This is a genomic window from Ruegeria sp. CH6 (assembly GCF_056537005.1).
The window spans coordinates 67,077-82,177 of the sequence record NZ_JBQFQS010000011.1; the positions used below are offsets into that span (position 1 = coordinate 67,077).

The following is a 15,101-nucleotide window of genomic DNA, read 5'->3' on the forward strand; positions in this document are numbered from 1 at the left end:
GGTTACGTGCGCGGCATCGGATTCTGGGCTTTGTTGTAAGGTTTCCAGTTGGTCACTTCGGGATAGTACTGACGTCTCCAGGCGCGAACGCGTGGATTCATGACCCGCCGCCAGAGCGGGGGGATCATCGCTGCCACGGTCATAACAGGATACCCGTAAGGCAGTTGTGGGGCGGCCTCTTCGGCATGATGCTGCAACAGCGGGAAGCGGCGACTTGGTTTGAAGTGATGATCAGAGTGACGCTGCAGATTGATGAGCAGCCAGTTCGACGCTTTTTGCGCTGCATTCCATGAATGACGCGGGCGGACATGTTCGTATTTCCCGTCACCCAGATACTTGCGGGTCAGGCCGTAGTGTTCAACATAGTTGACCAGCTCCAATTGCCAGATGGCAGTTCCCGCCTGTACCAGAAACAAGGCCAGTCCAGCCCAGCCGCCGATCAAAACAGCCAGCAACAGCATCACACCCTGTAGCGCCCAGTACCGCCAAAACGGGTTTGTGGAATCGGACCAGGGCAAATCCTTGCGCGCTAGTTTATTGCGCTCAGCATTGAAGGCCGAAACCAGGCTCTGCCGCAGCACACGCGGATAGAAACGGTGGAAGCCTTCATTGTAGCGTGCCGTTACGGGATCACGCGGCGTACCGACATATCGATGGTGAACCAGCAGATGCTCTGACCGGAAATGAGAGTACAGAACCATCGCAAGCAAAATATCCCCGAGCCAGCGCTCAAGCTTGCCCTTCTGATGCATCAGCTCATGGCTGTAGTTGATCCCGATCGTTCCTGAAATTACGCCCATTCCGAAAAACAGGCCAATCTTCTCGATTGTCGAAAGATGGTCGGTGTGCGTCGTGTACCAGATCAGTCCATAAAGCGTGATGAATTGCACCGGCACCCAATACTTGGTCAGCAGGATGTACCAGCTTAACTGGTCCTCCGAAGTATCAGGATCCGCATTCTCAAGGTTGAGGCCTGTCAGCCGATCCAGAACTGCAAACGCCCACCAAGTCGACAACGGAACCAGCAGAATCCACCATCCTCCGACCAAAGCTGAGAACCAGAGGAGCGGAATCAGAAGATATGAAATCCAGAAGGGCAATGCAGATTGCCAACGAGACATGGTGTCAGATGCGATCATGTTTGGTGCTCCGAATTCCACGTGCAGATTAGTCGGCGTCTGTACATTTGCACAGCGGTCTATTGGCCGCGCCAGAGATTATAGGCCTTTCTCATTACAGTAGGCAGATCGCTGGGTCGGAATTCGTGCTTGTCGAGAATGACCAATGTGTCAGGGGCCACATTTGGAGGCAGATCGGCAGACCAGATGCGAAGTATCAGGTGGAAATGGGTGAATGTGTGACGTACCTCGCCGGGTAATTCTCTCCAATCTGCCGGATAGGGAGGGGTTTCGTGAGGGTTTTCCGACCATTCGGACCCGGGCCAGCCAAGCATACCTCCCAAAAGACCTTTGTCGGGACGCCGCTCCATCAACATGGCACCATCGTCCCGGCGGGCGATATAGACATGCCCCAATCGGGTGGGTTTGGGTTTCTTTGGAGATTTGCGCGGCAACTCTGAATATGTCCCTGCAAGCCGTGCCTGACATGGGTCACGCACCGGGCAAATGCCGCAAGCAGCGGACTTTGGTGTGCAGATCGTGGCACCCAGATCCATGACCGCCTGCGCGTAATCACCGGGCCGAATTTCGGGCGTCAAAGCTGCGGCTTTTTCCTTTAGAAATGGCTTTGATCCGGGCAACGGGTCGTGGATGTCGTAGAGACGCGCCATCACGCGTTCAACATTCCCATCCAGAACTGTTTCAGGTTGGTCAAAGGCAATGGCAGAGATTGCGGCAGCGGTATAAGGGCCGATGCCGGGCAGTTTTAGCAACGCGTCATAGGTATTTGGGAACTTCCCGTCGTATTCCTTGGCGACGACACGCGCACACTTCAACAGGTTTCGGGCGCGGGCGTAGTAGCCCAGCCCGGCCCACTCGCCCATCACCTGTTCATCCGGGGCGGCTGCCAGAGATTCAACAGTCGGCCAACGGGTTGTGAAACGAATGAAATAGTCCCGCACAGCAGTCACTGTTGTTTGCTGCAGCATGACTTCGGATAGCCACACCCGATAAGGATCGGGCAGGACACCCATCGCTCGATCTGCTGGGCCAATTCGCCATGGCATTTCGCGGGCATGGCAGTCGTACCACTCCAACAGGGCAGAGCTCACATCAAGTTCATTGGTGTCACGCAAGTTTTATCTAACTCCCTGTCGGGTTTCGCTGGCGCCCGGCTGCATGCCCATTACAATAGCGGCGCAGGAGTTGGAAACCAGATGCAGCGCAGACGTTCCTCGACCCGCGGTTTCAAACGTACCGCGACTTTGCTGAACGACAAGATACGGCGTGCCGGTGAAAGCCGGGGCTTTGCCGTATCAAGATTGCTGACTCATTGGGCCGAAATTGTCGGACAGGATACCGCCTCGATCGCGCGACCCGTGAATGTGGGATATGGCAAAGGCGGGTTTGGCGCGACACTGACCGTGCTGACCACCGGTCCGCAGGCTCCGATGTTGGAAATGCAAAAGGAACAGCTGCGCGACAAGGTGAATGCGGTTTATGGCTATAACGCTATCAGCCGTGTCAGAATTACGCAGACCGCTCCGACAGGATTTGCCGAGGGGCAGGCCAGTTTCGATCACAAGCCGAAACAGGCAAAACCCACAATTGCACCAGAAATTGCCGCCGAGGCAGACAAAGTGTCACGCGATATTCACGATGGTGATTTACGCGCGGCCCTTGAACGACTGGGCCGCAACGTTTTATCCAAGCAGAAACGCTGAGAAAGGGCTGAGAATGAGCCGTATTGCAACCGTAATCTGTGCGGCCGTCGCCGTGGCCGCAGGCGGCTACTGGCTGACGCAGTCGTCCAACACCGCACCTTCGAACCTGCTGGTTGGCGCTGCCCAAGCGCAGGATGCTGATCTGGACACGTCAACCATCGTTGAAATGGTTCAGGGTGCCGAAGACGCGCCTGTCGAGATCATCGAGTATGCATCCTATACCTGCCCGCATTGTGCGAATTTCCACGCCGGGGCTTACAAGCAACTCAAGAAAGACTTCATTGATACCGGTAAGGTCAAATTCACATACCGAGAAGTCTATTTTGACCGTTACGGCCTGTGGGCGTCGATGGTCGCGCGGTGTGCAGGACCCGAGAAGTTCTTTGGTATTACTGATCTGATCTATGAAGGTCAGTCGGAATGGACCCGCGCTGGTGGGCCAGCTGAAATCGTTGACGAACTGCGTAAGATCGGTCGTCGGGCTGGCATCGACAATGACCAGCTTGAGGCCTGTTTGCAGGATGGTACCCGTGCGCAAACGTTGGTGGCTTGGTATCAGGAAAACGCAGAACGTGACGGGATTAACGCTACGCCTTCCTTCATTGTGAACGGCAAGAAAGTTGAGAACCAGTCCTACGACGATTTCAAGAAGCTGATCGAAGAAGAACTGGGCAGCTGATGACTGCACCGCTGGCCGGTCTCAAGGTCGTAGAACTGGCACGAATTCTGGCTGGCCCTTGGGCTGGCCAGACTTTTGCTGATCTTGGGGCCGAGGTCATCAAGGTGGAATCCCCGGCAGGTGACGATACCCGCGCCTGGGGTCCTCCTTTTGTAACCCGAGATGATGATGTTTCAGCCTCGTATTACCATTCGGCCAATCGCGGAAAGGCATCTGTCACCGCGGATTTTACGACCGAGGAAGGTCGCAAAAAGGTTCTGGCGCTGGTCGCGGATGCCGACATCCTGATCGAGAATTTCAAAGTCGGCGGTCTTAAAAAATACGGCCTGGACTATGACAGTCTCAAAGAACTGAACCCGCGTCTGATTTATTGCTCTATCACCGGCTTTGGTCAGACCGGGCCTTATGCCCACCGGGCGGGATATGACTTTATCATTCAGGGTATGTCAGGGCTTATGTCCGTGACGGGCGAGCCTGACGGACAGCCGCAAAAGGCGGGTGTCGCGATCACTGATGTGTTTACAGGTATATATTCAGTAACGGGCGTTTTGGCCGCACTCCATCAACGGCAAAAGACCGGACGTGGTCAGCACGTGGATATGGCGCTGCTGGATGTGGCGGTCGCTGTCACCGCAAATCAGGCTCTGAACTATCTGACAACCGGTCATGTACCGCAGCGAATGGGTAATGCCCACGTAAATCTGGCACCTTATCAGGTATTTGACTGTGCCGATGGTCACATCATCATCGCCACCGGAAATGATCGCCAGTATCAGCGCCTGTGCCGCGTGCTAGGGCTGGACGATATGGCCGAGGCGACCGAGTTTTTGCGCAACAAGGATCGTCTCGCCAATCGACGGGTCATGATCGCTCGTCTCAACGGTGCAACTGTTATGCGAGACAAGGCTGACCTGCTGGCTGCTTGCGAAGCCCACGGAATTCCAGCTGGTCCAATCAACACGTTGGACGAAGTGATGGCGGACCCACAGGTTGTCGCACGCGGGATGAAGATCGATCTGGATGGTGTGCCCGGTGTGCGGTCACCCTTTGTCTTCTCAGAAGCGGAACTGGCCCTGACCCGACCGGCCCCTAAACTGGGCGAAGACGATTGATCATGGCGAAGGCGCTGTTTGCAATAGCATGTCCTTGACCATTTCGGTCTCGGTGATCTGAAGACGTACCGGCAGCGTAATCACCTTGCTTCGAAAGGAAGGTGGCAGGCGGACAGCATCTTTTTCCGTGGTCACCATCTGAGCGCCCAAGGCTTTTGCCTCGTTTTCCAGTCGGGTCATCAAGGCAGGGGTTAGGGGTTGATGGTCGTCCAGAGCCTCGGCACGCAAGAGCCTTGCGCCTTGTTGGCGAAGGGTTGCAAAGAACTTTTCCGGATGGCCGATCCCGGCAAATGCCAGAACCGGCGTGTCGCTCCAATCCATTCCGGTCTGAAGCGGTCTGACTTCACCGGTGGCGTGCGGGATCGTGATCACATCGCCCCAACGATCAACAAACTGTTCCTGAGCTGCATTGTCACCCAGAGACAAAACCAAATCTGCGCGTTGCAACCCGATATCGACCGGTTCCCTCAATGGCCCTGCTGGTAAACACAACCCATTGCCGAATCCACGAGAGGCATCGACCACAATGATTGAGAAATCTTTGGCGACAGACGGGTTCTGAAACCCATCGTCCAGCACGATAACTGTCGCTCCGTCATCGGCAGCGGCCTGGGCCCCGGCGGCGCGATCCTTGGAAACCCACACTTCGGCAAAAGCTGCCAGCAAGAGTGGTTCGTCGCCAACCTGTGCGGCAGTGTGTTTGCCTGGATCAACGCGGACAGGACCCTCGAGGGAACCTCCGTGCCCGCGGGTAACGACATGTGGTTTGTGCCAGGCATCGCGCAGTTTTTCGACCACCCAGATGACCGTTGGTGTTTTTCCGGTTCCGCCTGCGTTGAGATTGCCAATACAGACTACCGGAATACCGGGGTTGATTCCGCTATCCGAGGCAACCCGGCGAGCTGTGGCATTTGCGTAGATTTTCCCAAGCGGCGCTAACAGCCGGGCGCGTAAATCCAACTGGTCCGGCGAGGTATTCCAGAATTCAGGCGCCCGCATTTTCCGCTCTCCGCTGATCCAGCGTCTCCTGTACCATATCGATAAGCAGATCCGCCTGAGGGGCACCCTCGGTCACCATTTGCCATCCGGCAAGTGCCATGTCGGCCGCACGATCCGGAGCCAGCAATTCAACAACCGCATCGCCGAGTTCTGTGGCAGACCTGACAGCGCGTGCAGCATTCGCCTGTCTTAGTTGATCATAGAGGCTTTGGAACTTGTTCACGTAAGGACCGTGAACCACAGCTGATCCAAGTGCGGTTGCGACCAGAGGATCGCGGCCTCCTGCACCTCTCTCCAGAGAGCTGCCCATGAATGTCACAGCTGAAACCCGGTGCCACAGGCCCAGATCTTCAGGGTCGGATGTCAAAATCACCTGTGTGGTATCTTCGATCATGTCCCCATCGTCCCAATTTGCGCATCTGAGGTCCATTGCTTCCAAACGACGATGAAGGGGTTCGGCTTCGGACATGTCGGCGACATGAAGCACCAGTGCAAGGCGTGGCAACATCCGCAAGGCTTGCCGGTGCGCGCTGAGCACAGAAATGAATTCTTTGTCCTGCACCCACGCGGCCAGCCAAACCGGTCTGCCGGCAAGCGCATGGTTTGTTTCGATCAATTCATCCTCAGGCCAGGGTCGCGGTGCGGGACTGATGTGTAGGGGCGGAGCCACTGAGACCTTCGACGAAGGGATGCCAAGTTTTCGAACCTGTCGCGCTGTTGCCTCGGAAGTGGCGAGAATCTTTCGAAAACAGTCGAAAGTATAGCGTGTGATGTCGGGCAGCCATTTGCCACCTCGGCCGACTTTGACGTCTACTTCAGCCTCCAGCAGTATCATCGGGATGCCGCGTTCTTCGGCGCGGGTGATCAGATTGGGCATCAGGCCACCACCAATCCAGACCCCCATGTCAGGCCGCCAGTGGTCGAGGAATCCGCGCGCGGCACCTGTTTGTTCTGCAGGCAGATTAACCAGAATACCGCTGTGATCCCCCCAATCCCTGAGATCTGCATCATGCGGTGTGGTCAGCAGCAAAGACAAACCGGGACGAACCGGAAGCAAACGCTGACAAAAGTCCTCAACTGCCCGTAGCCGGTCGTGGGAGCCTATATGAATCCACAATAGCTCTCCATCGGGACGAGGCTCGGGTGGCCGTCCGTTACTGCTCGGGACACCCCATGACAGAACGCGATAGGCCGCCAGGCTGAGAGAACGTGGTTTACTCATGCGTCAATGCCGGTGCCCGCAGGATCGAGTTGAGCACATAGGAGTGGGTGCAAATCTGAACCTGCGCCGACGACACCGTTCAGTCGTGGGTGTGCGTTGTTGAAGCGCAGGGGGCTGCACATACGGTCCGAGCATACTCCACCTGCCTCACGCAGGATCAGATCGCCTGCGGCGATATCCCACTCCCAGCTAGGGCGCAGGGTTAGCATCGCATCGAACCGGCCTTGCGCAACCAACGCCATACGATAAGCGAGAGAGGGTCGGTAGGAGCGTTTGAACTCCGGCACCTGCCCGGACCGCCAGTGGCGGGTATCGAGATTTGGTTTTGCGGCCAGAATATCGGCTTTCTGGACGTCATTCGTCTGCGAAACCCGAACCGGTTCACCGTTCAGAGTTGCCCCCTGATCGTGGGCGGCGGCGAACAGCATATCACGCAGAGGCAGATAAATCACTGCGGCCGTGACCACGCCATTTTCAGCAACGGCCAGAGAATGTGCCCACGTGCGGGACCCTTCGGCAAAGCTGCGGGTGCCGTCGATCGGATCGATGATAAAGACTCGATCGCGCGAGAGGCGGTCAGCGTTGTCTTCGGTTTCTTCGCTCAGCCACCCATATCCGGGCCTGGCTGATGGCAGGCGCTGCTCCAGCATCGCATTGACTGCGAGGTCCGCTTCGGTCACCGGACCCGCTCCATCCGGCTTGTCCCAGCGCTGCGCCTCGCTGCCCGAGTAACGGGTGGCGATTTTTCCGGCCTCAAGTGCGGCGTCTATCAGCAGGGACAGGTCAGTTGCCGGCAAGTGTCATTCCTTCGATCAGCAACGATGGAACGACGCGCGAAAGGTATGGGCGCGCATCGTTGGCCGGGATGATCCGCATGAGCATGTCCCGCAGATTGCCCGCGATGGTACATTCGTTAACAGGGTGCGTGATCTCGCCGTTTTCCACCCAGAAACCCGATGCACCACGGGAATAATCGCCGGTATTGGGGTTGATCGTTGAACCGATCATCGAGGTTACCAAAAGCCCCGTTCCCATATCCTGCAATAGATCGGCGCGGCTCTTGTTGCCCGGCGTTAGGCTGAGGTTCCAGTTGCTGGGTGAAGGGGGCCCCGACACGCCACGTGCGGCGTTGCCTGTAGATTTCATATCCAGCTTACGTGCACTGGACAGGTCAAGGGTCCATCCGGTCAGAACACCGTTCTCAATGATGGCGCGGCGTTGAGTGGACAATCCCTCGGCGTCAAAGGGTCTAGAACCCGCAATGCGAGGGCGATGCGGGTCTTCGATCAGTGACAGATGCGCAGGTAAAACCTGCTCACCCAAACATTCCTTTAACCACGATGCACCGCGCGCGATTGCGGCACCGTTGCTGGCCGCCAAAAGGTGGCCGATCAAAGAAGATGAGATGCGTTCGTCGAACAAAACCGGAAAGCTGCCGGTTGCAGGCTTTTGGGCGCCGACAAGCTGAACTGCGCGTTCGCCCGCGGTACGCCCGATTTCTTCCGGATCACGCAGATCAGCCTGAAAGCTTCGGCTGTCGCCATCATAATCACGCTCCATCCCGGTGCCTTCACCCGAGATGGCGACACAGGATGTCGAGCGGCTGGTGCGTGCGTAGCCGCCTGAAAAACCGTTGGTCGCAGCCAGATGCACAACATGAGTTCCATAGGCCGCTGCCGCGTCCGATACCTGCGAAACGCCTTGAACGGCCAAAGCTGCGGCCTCCGCACTGATGGCGTCGCTCATAAGTGCGTCAGCAGAGGGTTCTGGCTTGGGGTCGAACAATTCCAGCGCATCCATGTCCCAGCCTTTGGACAGCTGATCAGCATCTGCGAGCCCCGTAAAAGGATCTTCGGGTGCTTCGCGCGCCATGGCCACTGCGCGCTCGGCCATCGCGGCCAATGTTTCCGGACGGCTGTCCGAACTGGATACGATCGCCTGACGTTTGCCAATGAAGACCCGCAGCCCCAGATCTGTGCTTTCAGCCCGTTCCGCGTGTTCCAACACACCTGATCTGACCTCGACCGAAACTGACGAGCCGTCGATTACGATAGCGTCCGCAGATTCAGCGCCTGCTTTGCGCGCGGCATCCAGCAATTGGTGGCTTATTTCTTCGGGCGTTCTGGTCATGAGGCCTCCGTCTGACTTCATTGGACCTAGCCTTGGACGGCGCGTCCCGCAAGACCAGACACCTGGTTGGGTGCATCAAAACCCAGCGAAACGAGCGATATACCTGAGATAATGAAGGTATTCATAGGGTTCGGTTGCCGTCAATTCTTAGCGAAATTGGAGCGATCACTGTAACCCTGAGTTCCCGAGGGAGGAAAAGACCGCAGTGCGGTCTTTTCTATTCTGCGGCGCTTACTTGATGCGCTGACCGTTAGCCAGAATCTGACCGTCTTCTGTGAATTCGATGGTCGAGTTCAGCGTATCGGGTTCTTCGCCCGGTACGGCCATCATTCCCATCATCATACGCGCGCCCATCGCGTCGTTGTCAGACATCAGACCCATGCCGATCAGTTTGTCGATCAGAGCGTTTGCACCAACCAATTGCAGATTTGCAATGCCAGCCGGAACCGGAAGATCGTCAATGCTCTCGGTGTTGGAATTGTCGAAGGTGAAATCACCATCGCCCGTCAGTTTGGCGCCAACCAGCGAAACCAGCAGCTCGTTAACCTTCAGCGAGTGCAGTTCACCTGGCATCTCATCCGAAGATTCGAGCGATTCTGCGACTTCAGGATCCAAGATGTTCACCATGACCTTAGCCGTGCCGGACGTGTCGAGCGAGATTGTCGCCGGATCACGCGGCAATTCGCCTGCAGGATCGAACATGCTCCACAGCACATCTGACATGGTGAAATCGGTCAGGTTCATGGCAAAGCCGAAAGGCTGAATCTCTTCCGAAGCCTTAATAGGGAATTCGAACTTGAAGCCTGCTTTCGCCATAGCGATTTCGATCGGGAAAGGCAGTTCAGCGGTTGTTACTTCCAGTTTCGAACTGTTCTGCTCAACGTCATAAGCAAGGCGCTCGGCGTCGATGCTGGCCGCAAAGCGACCCCCTTCCGAGCTGCTGGCCATTGAGAAGTCTTCGCCTTCGCTGGTTCCGGCGATGTTTGTCATCCCGGCAGCATAGTCAAAGACGCCCGAGAACGAGAAGCCTGCTTCGTAAGCGCTCTGGATGTCTGCAAAGTTGAAACCAGCGGGGATGATGTTCTCACCCTCAAATGTCAGTTTCTCTAGCTTGCCGTTGATACGAGCCTTTTCATCTGAGTCCGGTTCATCGAACATCAGATCATAAGTCAGGTCCGCTGCGGTAAAGCTCTGATCAACATCGCGGTTTTCACCGATCAGCATCCGTGATTTGCCGGTAAAGTCATTCATCGAGACTTTCACGACAAGCGCGTCCTCGGGCATGGCTTCCCCATCAACCTCGATTTTGTCCAGCGAGATTCCAAGGCTGTCGGCCGAATAGTCATAGGTCATATCTTCGGGCGATCCCGAGACAAGCATCTCAAGCTGGCTATGGGTATACAGAACATCAACCGAGAACGCCTCACCTTCAGCATCTCCGGAGATGGTCATGGGGAAGCTATCCGGGAAGTTGATGCTCACAGTGCCGTCGCCGTTTTCGGTCAGCTTCATTTCAGGCACGACCATGTCGAATTTCCCGTCATTTTCCGGGATATCCATGGTCATGGTGAGATTGGAAATGGTGGTTACATCGCCCGAGACGCTCTCGTCTCCGCTCACGGTGTAACCCATGCTGCTCATGTAGGACTGCCAGTCCGACCAGACATCTTTTGCAGTAACTTCAGCAAATGCGCCTTGGGTAATAACAGCATAAGCCAAGGCCGCGCCGCAGCTGCGGCGAAGGAAAACAGACATAAGGGAACCCTTCTTCATCAATTTTGGGCGCATCGTCGTGCTTGAGGCGTCGGTCGTCAAGGGGGCAAGGGGTGGACCAATTCCCCCTTTGCACGGTACGACGTTACTCAATCTCAAAGCATGGGGAGCAGACGATGCAGTTGCAGGGCAAAACAGTACTCATTACCGGCGCGAGCAGGGGTATCGGCGCAGAGGCGGGGCGCGTTTTTGCCGCAGCCGGTGCCAATGTCGCTTTGGTGGCTCGCAGCCGCGACCAGATCGAGGCGCTCGCGGCCGCGCTGGGCGATAATGCAATCGCGCTGGCCTGCGACGTCAGCAACTTTGCACAGGTCGAGCAGGCGGTTGCTGATTGTGTTGACCGGTTCGGTGGTCTGGACATCCTGATCGGCAATGCAGGGGTCATCGAGCCGATATTCCATTTATCCAACGCTGATACAGATGCATGGAGTCAGGCGATTGATATCAACCTCAAGGGTGTCTTCTACGGAATGCGTGCTGCTTTACCCATCATGAGAGCGGCAGGCGGAGGTACTGTGTTGACAGTATCTTCGGGTGCGGCATCAAACCCGGTTGAGGCATGGAGCCACTATTGTGCCTCGAAGGCCGGTGCAAAGATGCTGACCGAATGTCTGCATCTGGAAGAAGCACATCACGGGATCCGTGCAATGGGGCTGTCGCCCGGAACGGTTGCCACAGAAATGCAGCGTGTGATCAAGGCTAGTGGCATCAACCCTGTCAGCCAGTTGGATTGGGATGATCACATCCCGGCGGATTGGCCTGCCCGCGCGCTGCTGTGGATGTGTTCTGAAGATGCCGATGAGTTTCTTGGCGCGGAAATCTCGCTGAGAGTTGAAGACATTCGCAAAAGGATCGGGCTGTCGTGATCGAACTCACTCAGGACGGTGATCTGTGGACGGTCACCATCAATAACCCTGACAAAGCGAACGCCCTGACCGAGGCCATGCTGACAGAACTGGCCGAAATCGCTGAGTCAGCGACCGAAGCCAAGGCCCTGATTCTGACCGGTGCTGGCAAAGTGTTCAGCGCCGGCGCGGATCTTGACGAGGCACGTGCTGGGCTTGCGACCTCGGATGTGTGGGAGCGTTTGTCGGGTGCTATTGCAGCTCTGCCGTGCCTGACTGTTGCCGCTCTGAATGGTACATTGGCTGGCGGTGCGAATGGGATGGTACTGGCCTGCGATATTCGAATTGCCGTCCCTTCTGCCAGGTTTTTCTATCCTGTGATGAAACTGGGTTTCCTGCCGCAACCCTCTGATCCTAAACGGATGGCTGCATTGATCGGTCCATCGAGAACGAAAATGATTCTGATGGCAGGGCAGAAAATTTCAGCAGACGAGGCTTACGCCTTCGGACTGGTTGATCGCATCGTCGAACCCGACCTGCTGATGCAAACCGCACGTGACCTCGTGGCCGACAGCGTTGCCGCTGAGCCCAGGATTGCGGCAGGCATCGCGGAGCTATGTGGATGAGGCTTTCCGCATTACGCCTGCGTGTTGTCGACCCGGGTCGATTGGCCGATTTCTATCGGGATGTTCTGGGGATGTCGGTATCACACGAGGGGCCAAACCTTCGCGTTGGTTATCCCGGGCAGGATGCAGATCTTTTGTTGATGCCTGGAGGCAACGGGTACAGCCATGACAGGGGGCATCGGTATTGGAAGATTGGCATCACGCTTCCGAACGTGGATTTAGCAGTCTTGCATCTACGCCGGATGGGTGTGCCCGTAAGTGAGTCGAACCAGTTTCTGGATATCGGCTATATGTGCCATCTGAGCGATCCCGAAGGCTTTGTCATCGAATTGCTGCAGCATGATTTCGAAGGCAATCGTCCGGTGAAAGCTGGCGATCCGGCTTCACCGTTTTCTGAAGCCTGCATCGGTCAGATCACGCTGCGGACAGGTGATATAGCCTCCGAAGAGGCTTTCTGGCGCAAACAGGGAATGCAATTGCTTTCGATTCAGGAAGTTGCCCCCTACGGTTTCGATCTGCATTTCTATGCTTTCACCGATGAGAGGCCGCCAAACCCGGATCTCTGGGCCGTTGAAAACCGAGAGTGGCTTTGGAAGCGTCCCTATACAACGCTTGAACTCCAACACCTTCCTGAGGCTCGATTTGCCTCTGTGCCAGAATATCGTGGGATTGAGGTTCAGGGCCTCAACCAGCCGTTGCAGGATGTGCAGGGCGATCCGGTCTTGCCCGGCTGATCATCGCCCGCGTCGCTTGCCCGGAACTTTGGAACGAAATCCGGGCGGACGTTTGCGAACCCAATTGAGAAATTTCTCAAGGCGAGGGTGGGTGCGCAGGGCATCGACAGTATTGAAACTGCGCGCAAGCTCGGCCTCGGTCAGAGTGGCGTGAACCTCTTTATGACAAATCTGATGTAGCAAAACCGTTGGTCCACCCTTGCCCCCTTTGAGTTTTGGGATCAGATGATGCAGGCTGCCGGTCCCGTCCGGAATGGGGCGGTCGCAAAGTGGGCAGATTGGATCGCTGTTCGTCATGATGACAGCAAATTCGCGCTGAAAACAGAGCAACGCAAGAGGGTGATGATGGCGCAGACCGTGGTGATCGGGGCAGGTCCAGCCGGGCTGATGGCCGCTGAGCAGCTTGCTGATGCTGGTCATTCGGTTCTCGTAGCCGAAGCCAAGCCCTCGGTCGCGCGCAAGTTTCTGATGGCAGGTAAGTCCGGTCTGAACCTGACTAAGGATGAGCCGTTCGAGCAATTGATCCAGTCTTACGATCAGGCGCAGAACTGGCTGGGCCCGATCATTGCCGAATTCGATGCACATTCCGTTCAGGGCTGGGCCCAGGGTTTGGGGCAGGAGTTGTTTACCGGTTCCACTGGACGAGTATTTCCGAAGGTCATGAAGGCTTCACCTCTGCTTCGGGCTTGGTTGGCGCGTCTGGGGGAAAAAGGTGTTCAGATCAGAACCCGATGGCGTTGGACTGGCTGGGAGGGTTCTACGCTGGTGTTTGAGACCCCTGACAACCGCACTGAAGTACAGGCGGATGCGACGATTCTGGCGCTGGGCGGTGCCAGTTGGTCCCGTCTGGGTTCGGATGGTGCATGGGCACCGGTTCTGGCTGACAAAAGTGTTTCGATTGCTCCGTTTGCGCCCGCTAATTCGGCACTCTCAGTAGAATGGAGCTCATATATGCAGGCCCATTTTGGTGCTGCTCTCAAGGCGGTGCGCTGGACCGCCGGAGAATTGGAAAGCCGGGGTGAGGCGACGATATCAGCAAACGGTTTGGAAGGTGGTGGCCTCTACCCTCTGACCCCTGCATTGCGGGACGGGGTGCCGCTTTGTGTTGATCTGTTGCCCGATTTGACTCGGGACGAATTGAAGGCCAGATTTGCCAGGAAAAAATCAAAAACTACTCTTTCCCAATGGCTTAAGAATGGGTTGCGCCTTTCGCCGCAAAAGATCGCCCTTTTTCATGAGATGTCAAAAGGCGATCCACAAATGCAGGAAGACCCGATCAGGATGCTGAAAAAGCTTCCAATCCGCCATGCGGGATTGCGGCCATTGGACGAGGCTATATCAACAGCTGGTGGCGTGAAGCGATCAGCCATGGATGACGGGTTAATGCTACGCGATTTGCCGGGCGTGTTCTGTGCCGGTGAGATGCTGGATTGGGAGGCCCCGACCGGGGGGTATCTGTTGACCGCATGTCTCGCGACTGGTCGGTGGGCTGGCAGGTCTGCTGCGGAATGGTTGCAGCAGACCGTTAACGCTTAGGCGGCTTGAGCCAGCTCTCCCAGCTTGAGATAGGCAGGGCGATTGCGTACCTCTTTGCCGTAGGCTTTCAACACGTCCGAATTTAGCGGGAAACCGGCGGACTTTGCCCAGCTCATGCAATGGATGCACAGGATGTCGGCAATGGTCATGGTCTCACCTTGCAGGAAGGGACCTTTGAACCGATCACCCATACGCTGGAAATTTCGGTCGAATTCCCATTTCGCTGAATCCGAGATCTGCGGCACACGTTTTTCTTCGGGCAAAGCGAACCCGTGGCGCGCCGCGACCCACAGAACTGCGTCAAATTCATCCAGAAGCGCGTGAAACAGAGAATCCTGCGCAGCGCGCTCTTCGGTGCCGGCCGGGAAGGTAAATGCACCATGCTTGTCGGCCAGATAGGTCATGATCGCCGAGCTGTCCGAAATTACAGTGTTCCCGTCCACAAGAACCGGGATTTTACCCGACGGGTTCAAAGCCAGCACCTGAGGATCATGCGGTCCGACATTAATGAACTCGTAGTCCTGTCCCAGCTCCTCCAGCAACCAGATTACCCGCGATGCGCGGCTTTGGATGCGACCATAGACTTTGTACATGAGAATCTCC

16 protein-coding genes are annotated in these 15,101 nt (G+C 56.4%); 7 read left to right on the plus strand and 9 right to left on the minus strand.

The annotated features are described in order from the left end of the window. Positions 1-2: 2 nt before the first annotated feature. Positions 3-1,139, minus strand: a complete 1,137-nt coding sequence (locus ACR0CW_RS18180; protein ID WP_480788864.1) for an alkane 1-monooxygenase — start codon at positions 1,137-1,139, stop codon at positions 3-5. A 59-nt stretch (positions 1,140-1,198) separates the two neighbouring features. Further along, complete coding sequence (gene mutY, locus ACR0CW_RS18185; protein ID WP_480788865.1) at positions 1,199-2,254, minus strand: A/G-specific adenine glycosylase; 1,056 nt, start codon at positions 2,252-2,254, stop codon at positions 1,199-1,201. A gap of 81 nt (positions 2,255-2,335) precedes the next feature. On the opposite strand from mutY, the gene ACR0CW_RS18190 reads away from it, so the two are divergent. From ACR0CW_RS18190 to ACR0CW_RS18200, 3 genes are read left to right on the plus strand one after another with little or no spacing between them, the layout of a single operon-like run. Further along, positions 2,336-2,842: a DUF721 domain-containing protein gene (locus ACR0CW_RS18190; RefSeq protein WP_170336866.1), complete on the plus strand. Its 507-nt coding sequence runs from the start codon at positions 2,336-2,338 to the stop codon at positions 2,840-2,842. A gap of 13 nt (positions 2,843-2,855) precedes the next feature. Continuing rightward, positions 2,856-3,521: a DsbA family protein gene (locus tag ACR0CW_RS18195; RefSeq protein WP_155145849.1), complete on the plus strand. Its 666-nt coding sequence runs from the start codon at positions 2,856-2,858 to the stop codon at positions 3,519-3,521. Further along, positions 3,521-4,633: a CaiB/BaiF CoA transferase family protein gene (locus ACR0CW_RS18200; protein ID WP_480788866.1), complete on the plus strand. Its 1,113-nt coding sequence runs from the start codon at positions 3,521-3,523 to the stop codon at positions 4,631-4,633. The genes ACR0CW_RS18195 and ACR0CW_RS18200 overlap by 1 nt, the downstream gene beginning before the upstream one ends. Here ACR0CW_RS18200 and lpxK read toward each other — a convergent pair whose 3' ends face one another. The 5 genes from lpxK to ACR0CW_RS18225 all read right to left on the minus strand — a co-directional run bounded on the left by lpxK (position 4,634) and on the right by ACR0CW_RS18225 (position 10,739). Then, the gene (gene lpxK / locus ACR0CW_RS18205; protein WP_480788867.1) at positions 4,634-5,632 is read right to left on the minus strand and encodes a tetraacyldisaccharide 4'-kinase; all 999 of its coding nucleotides are present in this window, start codon (positions 5,630-5,632) and stop codon (positions 4,634-4,636) included. Next, positions 5,619-6,854, minus strand: coding sequence for a 3-deoxy-D-manno-octulosonic acid transferase (locus tag ACR0CW_RS18210; protein WP_480788868.1), 1,236 nt, complete (start codon positions 6,852-6,854; stop codon positions 5,619-5,621). Before ACR0CW_RS18210 ends, lpxK begins: the two co-directional genes overlap by 14 nt. After that, a complete protein-coding gene (locus ACR0CW_RS18215) occupies positions 6,851-7,651 on the minus strand; it encodes a 3'(2'),5'-bisphosphate nucleotidase CysQ (RefSeq protein ID WP_480788869.1) in 801 nt (266 codons plus the stop codon). The genes ACR0CW_RS18210 and ACR0CW_RS18215 overlap by 4 nt, the downstream gene beginning before the upstream one ends. Continuing rightward, entirely contained in the window at positions 7,638-8,984 is a 1,347-nt protein-coding gene (locus ACR0CW_RS18220) for a TldD/PmbA family protein (protein WP_480788870.1), read from the minus strand. Before ACR0CW_RS18220 ends, ACR0CW_RS18215 begins: the two co-directional genes overlap by 14 nt. Positions 8,985-9,215: 231 nt before the next feature. Continuing rightward, positions 9,216-10,739, minus strand: a complete 1,524-nt coding sequence (locus tag ACR0CW_RS18225; RefSeq protein WP_480788871.1) for a DUF2125 domain-containing protein — start codon at positions 10,737-10,739, stop codon at positions 9,216-9,218. Positions 10,740-10,873: 134 nt separating this feature from the next. Here ACR0CW_RS18225 and ACR0CW_RS18230 point away from each other — a divergent pair, with 134 nt between their 5' ends. Genes ACR0CW_RS18230 through ACR0CW_RS18240 form a run of 3 tightly spaced genes read left to right on the plus strand, consistent with a single transcriptional unit; the run spans position 10,874 to position 12,962 of the window. Beyond that, positions 10,874-11,623: an SDR family oxidoreductase gene (locus ACR0CW_RS18230; protein WP_170336852.1), complete on the plus strand. Its 750-nt coding sequence runs from the start codon at positions 10,874-10,876 to the stop codon at positions 11,621-11,623. Continuing rightward, the gene (locus tag ACR0CW_RS18235; RefSeq protein WP_480788872.1) at positions 11,620-12,228 is read left to right on the plus strand and encodes an enoyl-CoA hydratase/isomerase family protein; all 609 of its coding nucleotides are present in this window, start codon (positions 11,620-11,622) and stop codon (positions 12,226-12,228) included. Before ACR0CW_RS18230 ends, ACR0CW_RS18235 begins: the two co-directional genes overlap by 4 nt. Then, a complete protein-coding gene (locus tag ACR0CW_RS18240; protein WP_480788873.1) occupies positions 12,225-12,962 on the plus strand; it encodes a VOC family protein in 738 nt (245 codons plus the stop codon). Before ACR0CW_RS18235 ends, ACR0CW_RS18240 begins: the two co-directional genes overlap by 4 nt. On the opposite strand, the gene ACR0CW_RS18245 is transcribed toward ACR0CW_RS18240, so the two are convergent. Beyond that, the gene (locus tag ACR0CW_RS18245) at positions 12,963-13,259 is read right to left on the minus strand and encodes an HNH endonuclease (protein ID WP_170336846.1); all 297 of its coding nucleotides are present in this window, start codon (positions 13,257-13,259) and stop codon (positions 12,963-12,965) included. Positions 13,260-13,307: 48 nt separating this feature from the next. On the opposite strand from ACR0CW_RS18245, the gene ACR0CW_RS18250 reads away from it, so the two are divergent. After that, a complete protein-coding gene (locus ACR0CW_RS18250) occupies positions 13,308-14,498 on the plus strand; it encodes a TIGR03862 family flavoprotein (RefSeq protein ID WP_480788874.1) in 1,191 nt (396 codons plus the stop codon). Here ACR0CW_RS18250 and ACR0CW_RS18255 read toward each other — a convergent pair. After that, positions 14,495-15,091: a glutathione S-transferase family protein gene (locus tag ACR0CW_RS18255; RefSeq protein ID WP_480788875.1), complete on the minus strand. Its 597-nt coding sequence runs from the start codon at positions 15,089-15,091 to the stop codon at positions 14,495-14,497. The genes ACR0CW_RS18250 and ACR0CW_RS18255 overlap by 4 nt on opposite strands. Positions 15,092-15,101: the final 10 nt, after the last annotated feature.

Bases quoted from the DNA above. Each gene is read 5' to 3' on its own strand.
- ACR0CW_RS18245 (WP_170336846.1), bottom strand. From the start codon at position 13,259: ATGACGAACAGCGATCCAATCTGCCCACTTTGCGACCGCCCCATTCCG.
- lpxK (WP_480788867.1), bottom strand. From the start codon at position 5,632: ATGCGGGCGCCTGAATTCTGGAATACCTCGCCGGACCAGTTGGATTTA.
- ACR0CW_RS18230 (WP_170336852.1), top strand. From the start codon at position 10,874: ATGCAGTTGCAGGGCAAAACAGTACTCATTACCGGCGCGAGCAGGGGT.
- ACR0CW_RS18255 (WP_480788875.1), bottom strand. From the start codon at position 15,091: ATGTACAAAGTCTATGGTCGCATCCAAAGCCGCGCATCGCGGGTAATC.
- ACR0CW_RS18200 (WP_480788866.1), top strand. From the start codon at position 3,521: ATGACTGCACCGCTGGCCGGTCTCAAGGTCGTAGAACTGGCACGAATT.
- ACR0CW_RS18195 (WP_155145849.1), top strand. From the start codon at position 2,856: ATGAGCCGTATTGCAACCGTAATCTGTGCGGCCGTCGCCGTGGCCGCA.
- ACR0CW_RS18180 (WP_480788864.1), bottom strand. From the start codon at position 1,139: ATGATCGCATCTGACACCATGTCTCGTTGGCAATCTGCATTGCCCTTC.
- ACR0CW_RS18250 (WP_480788874.1), top strand. From the start codon at position 13,308: ATGGCGCAGACCGTGGTGATCGGGGCAGGTCCAGCCGGGCTGATGGCC.
- ACR0CW_RS18240 (WP_480788873.1), top strand. From the start codon at position 12,225: ATGAGGCTTTCCGCATTACGCCTGCGTGTTGTCGACCCGGGTCGATTG.
- ACR0CW_RS18190 (WP_170336866.1), top strand. From the start codon at position 2,336: ATGCAGCGCAGACGTTCCTCGACCCGCGGTTTCAAACGTACCGCGACT.
- ACR0CW_RS18220 (WP_480788870.1), bottom strand. From the start codon at position 8,984: ATGACCAGAACGCCCGAAGAAATAAGCCACCAATTGCTGGATGCCGCG.
- ACR0CW_RS18225 (WP_480788871.1), bottom strand. From the start codon at position 10,739: ATGTCTGTTTTCCTTCGCCGCAGCTGCGGCGCGGCCTTGGCTTATGCT.
- ACR0CW_RS18210 (WP_480788868.1), bottom strand. From the start codon at position 6,854: ATGAGTAAACCACGTTCTCTCAGCCTGGCGGCCTATCGCGTTCTGTCA.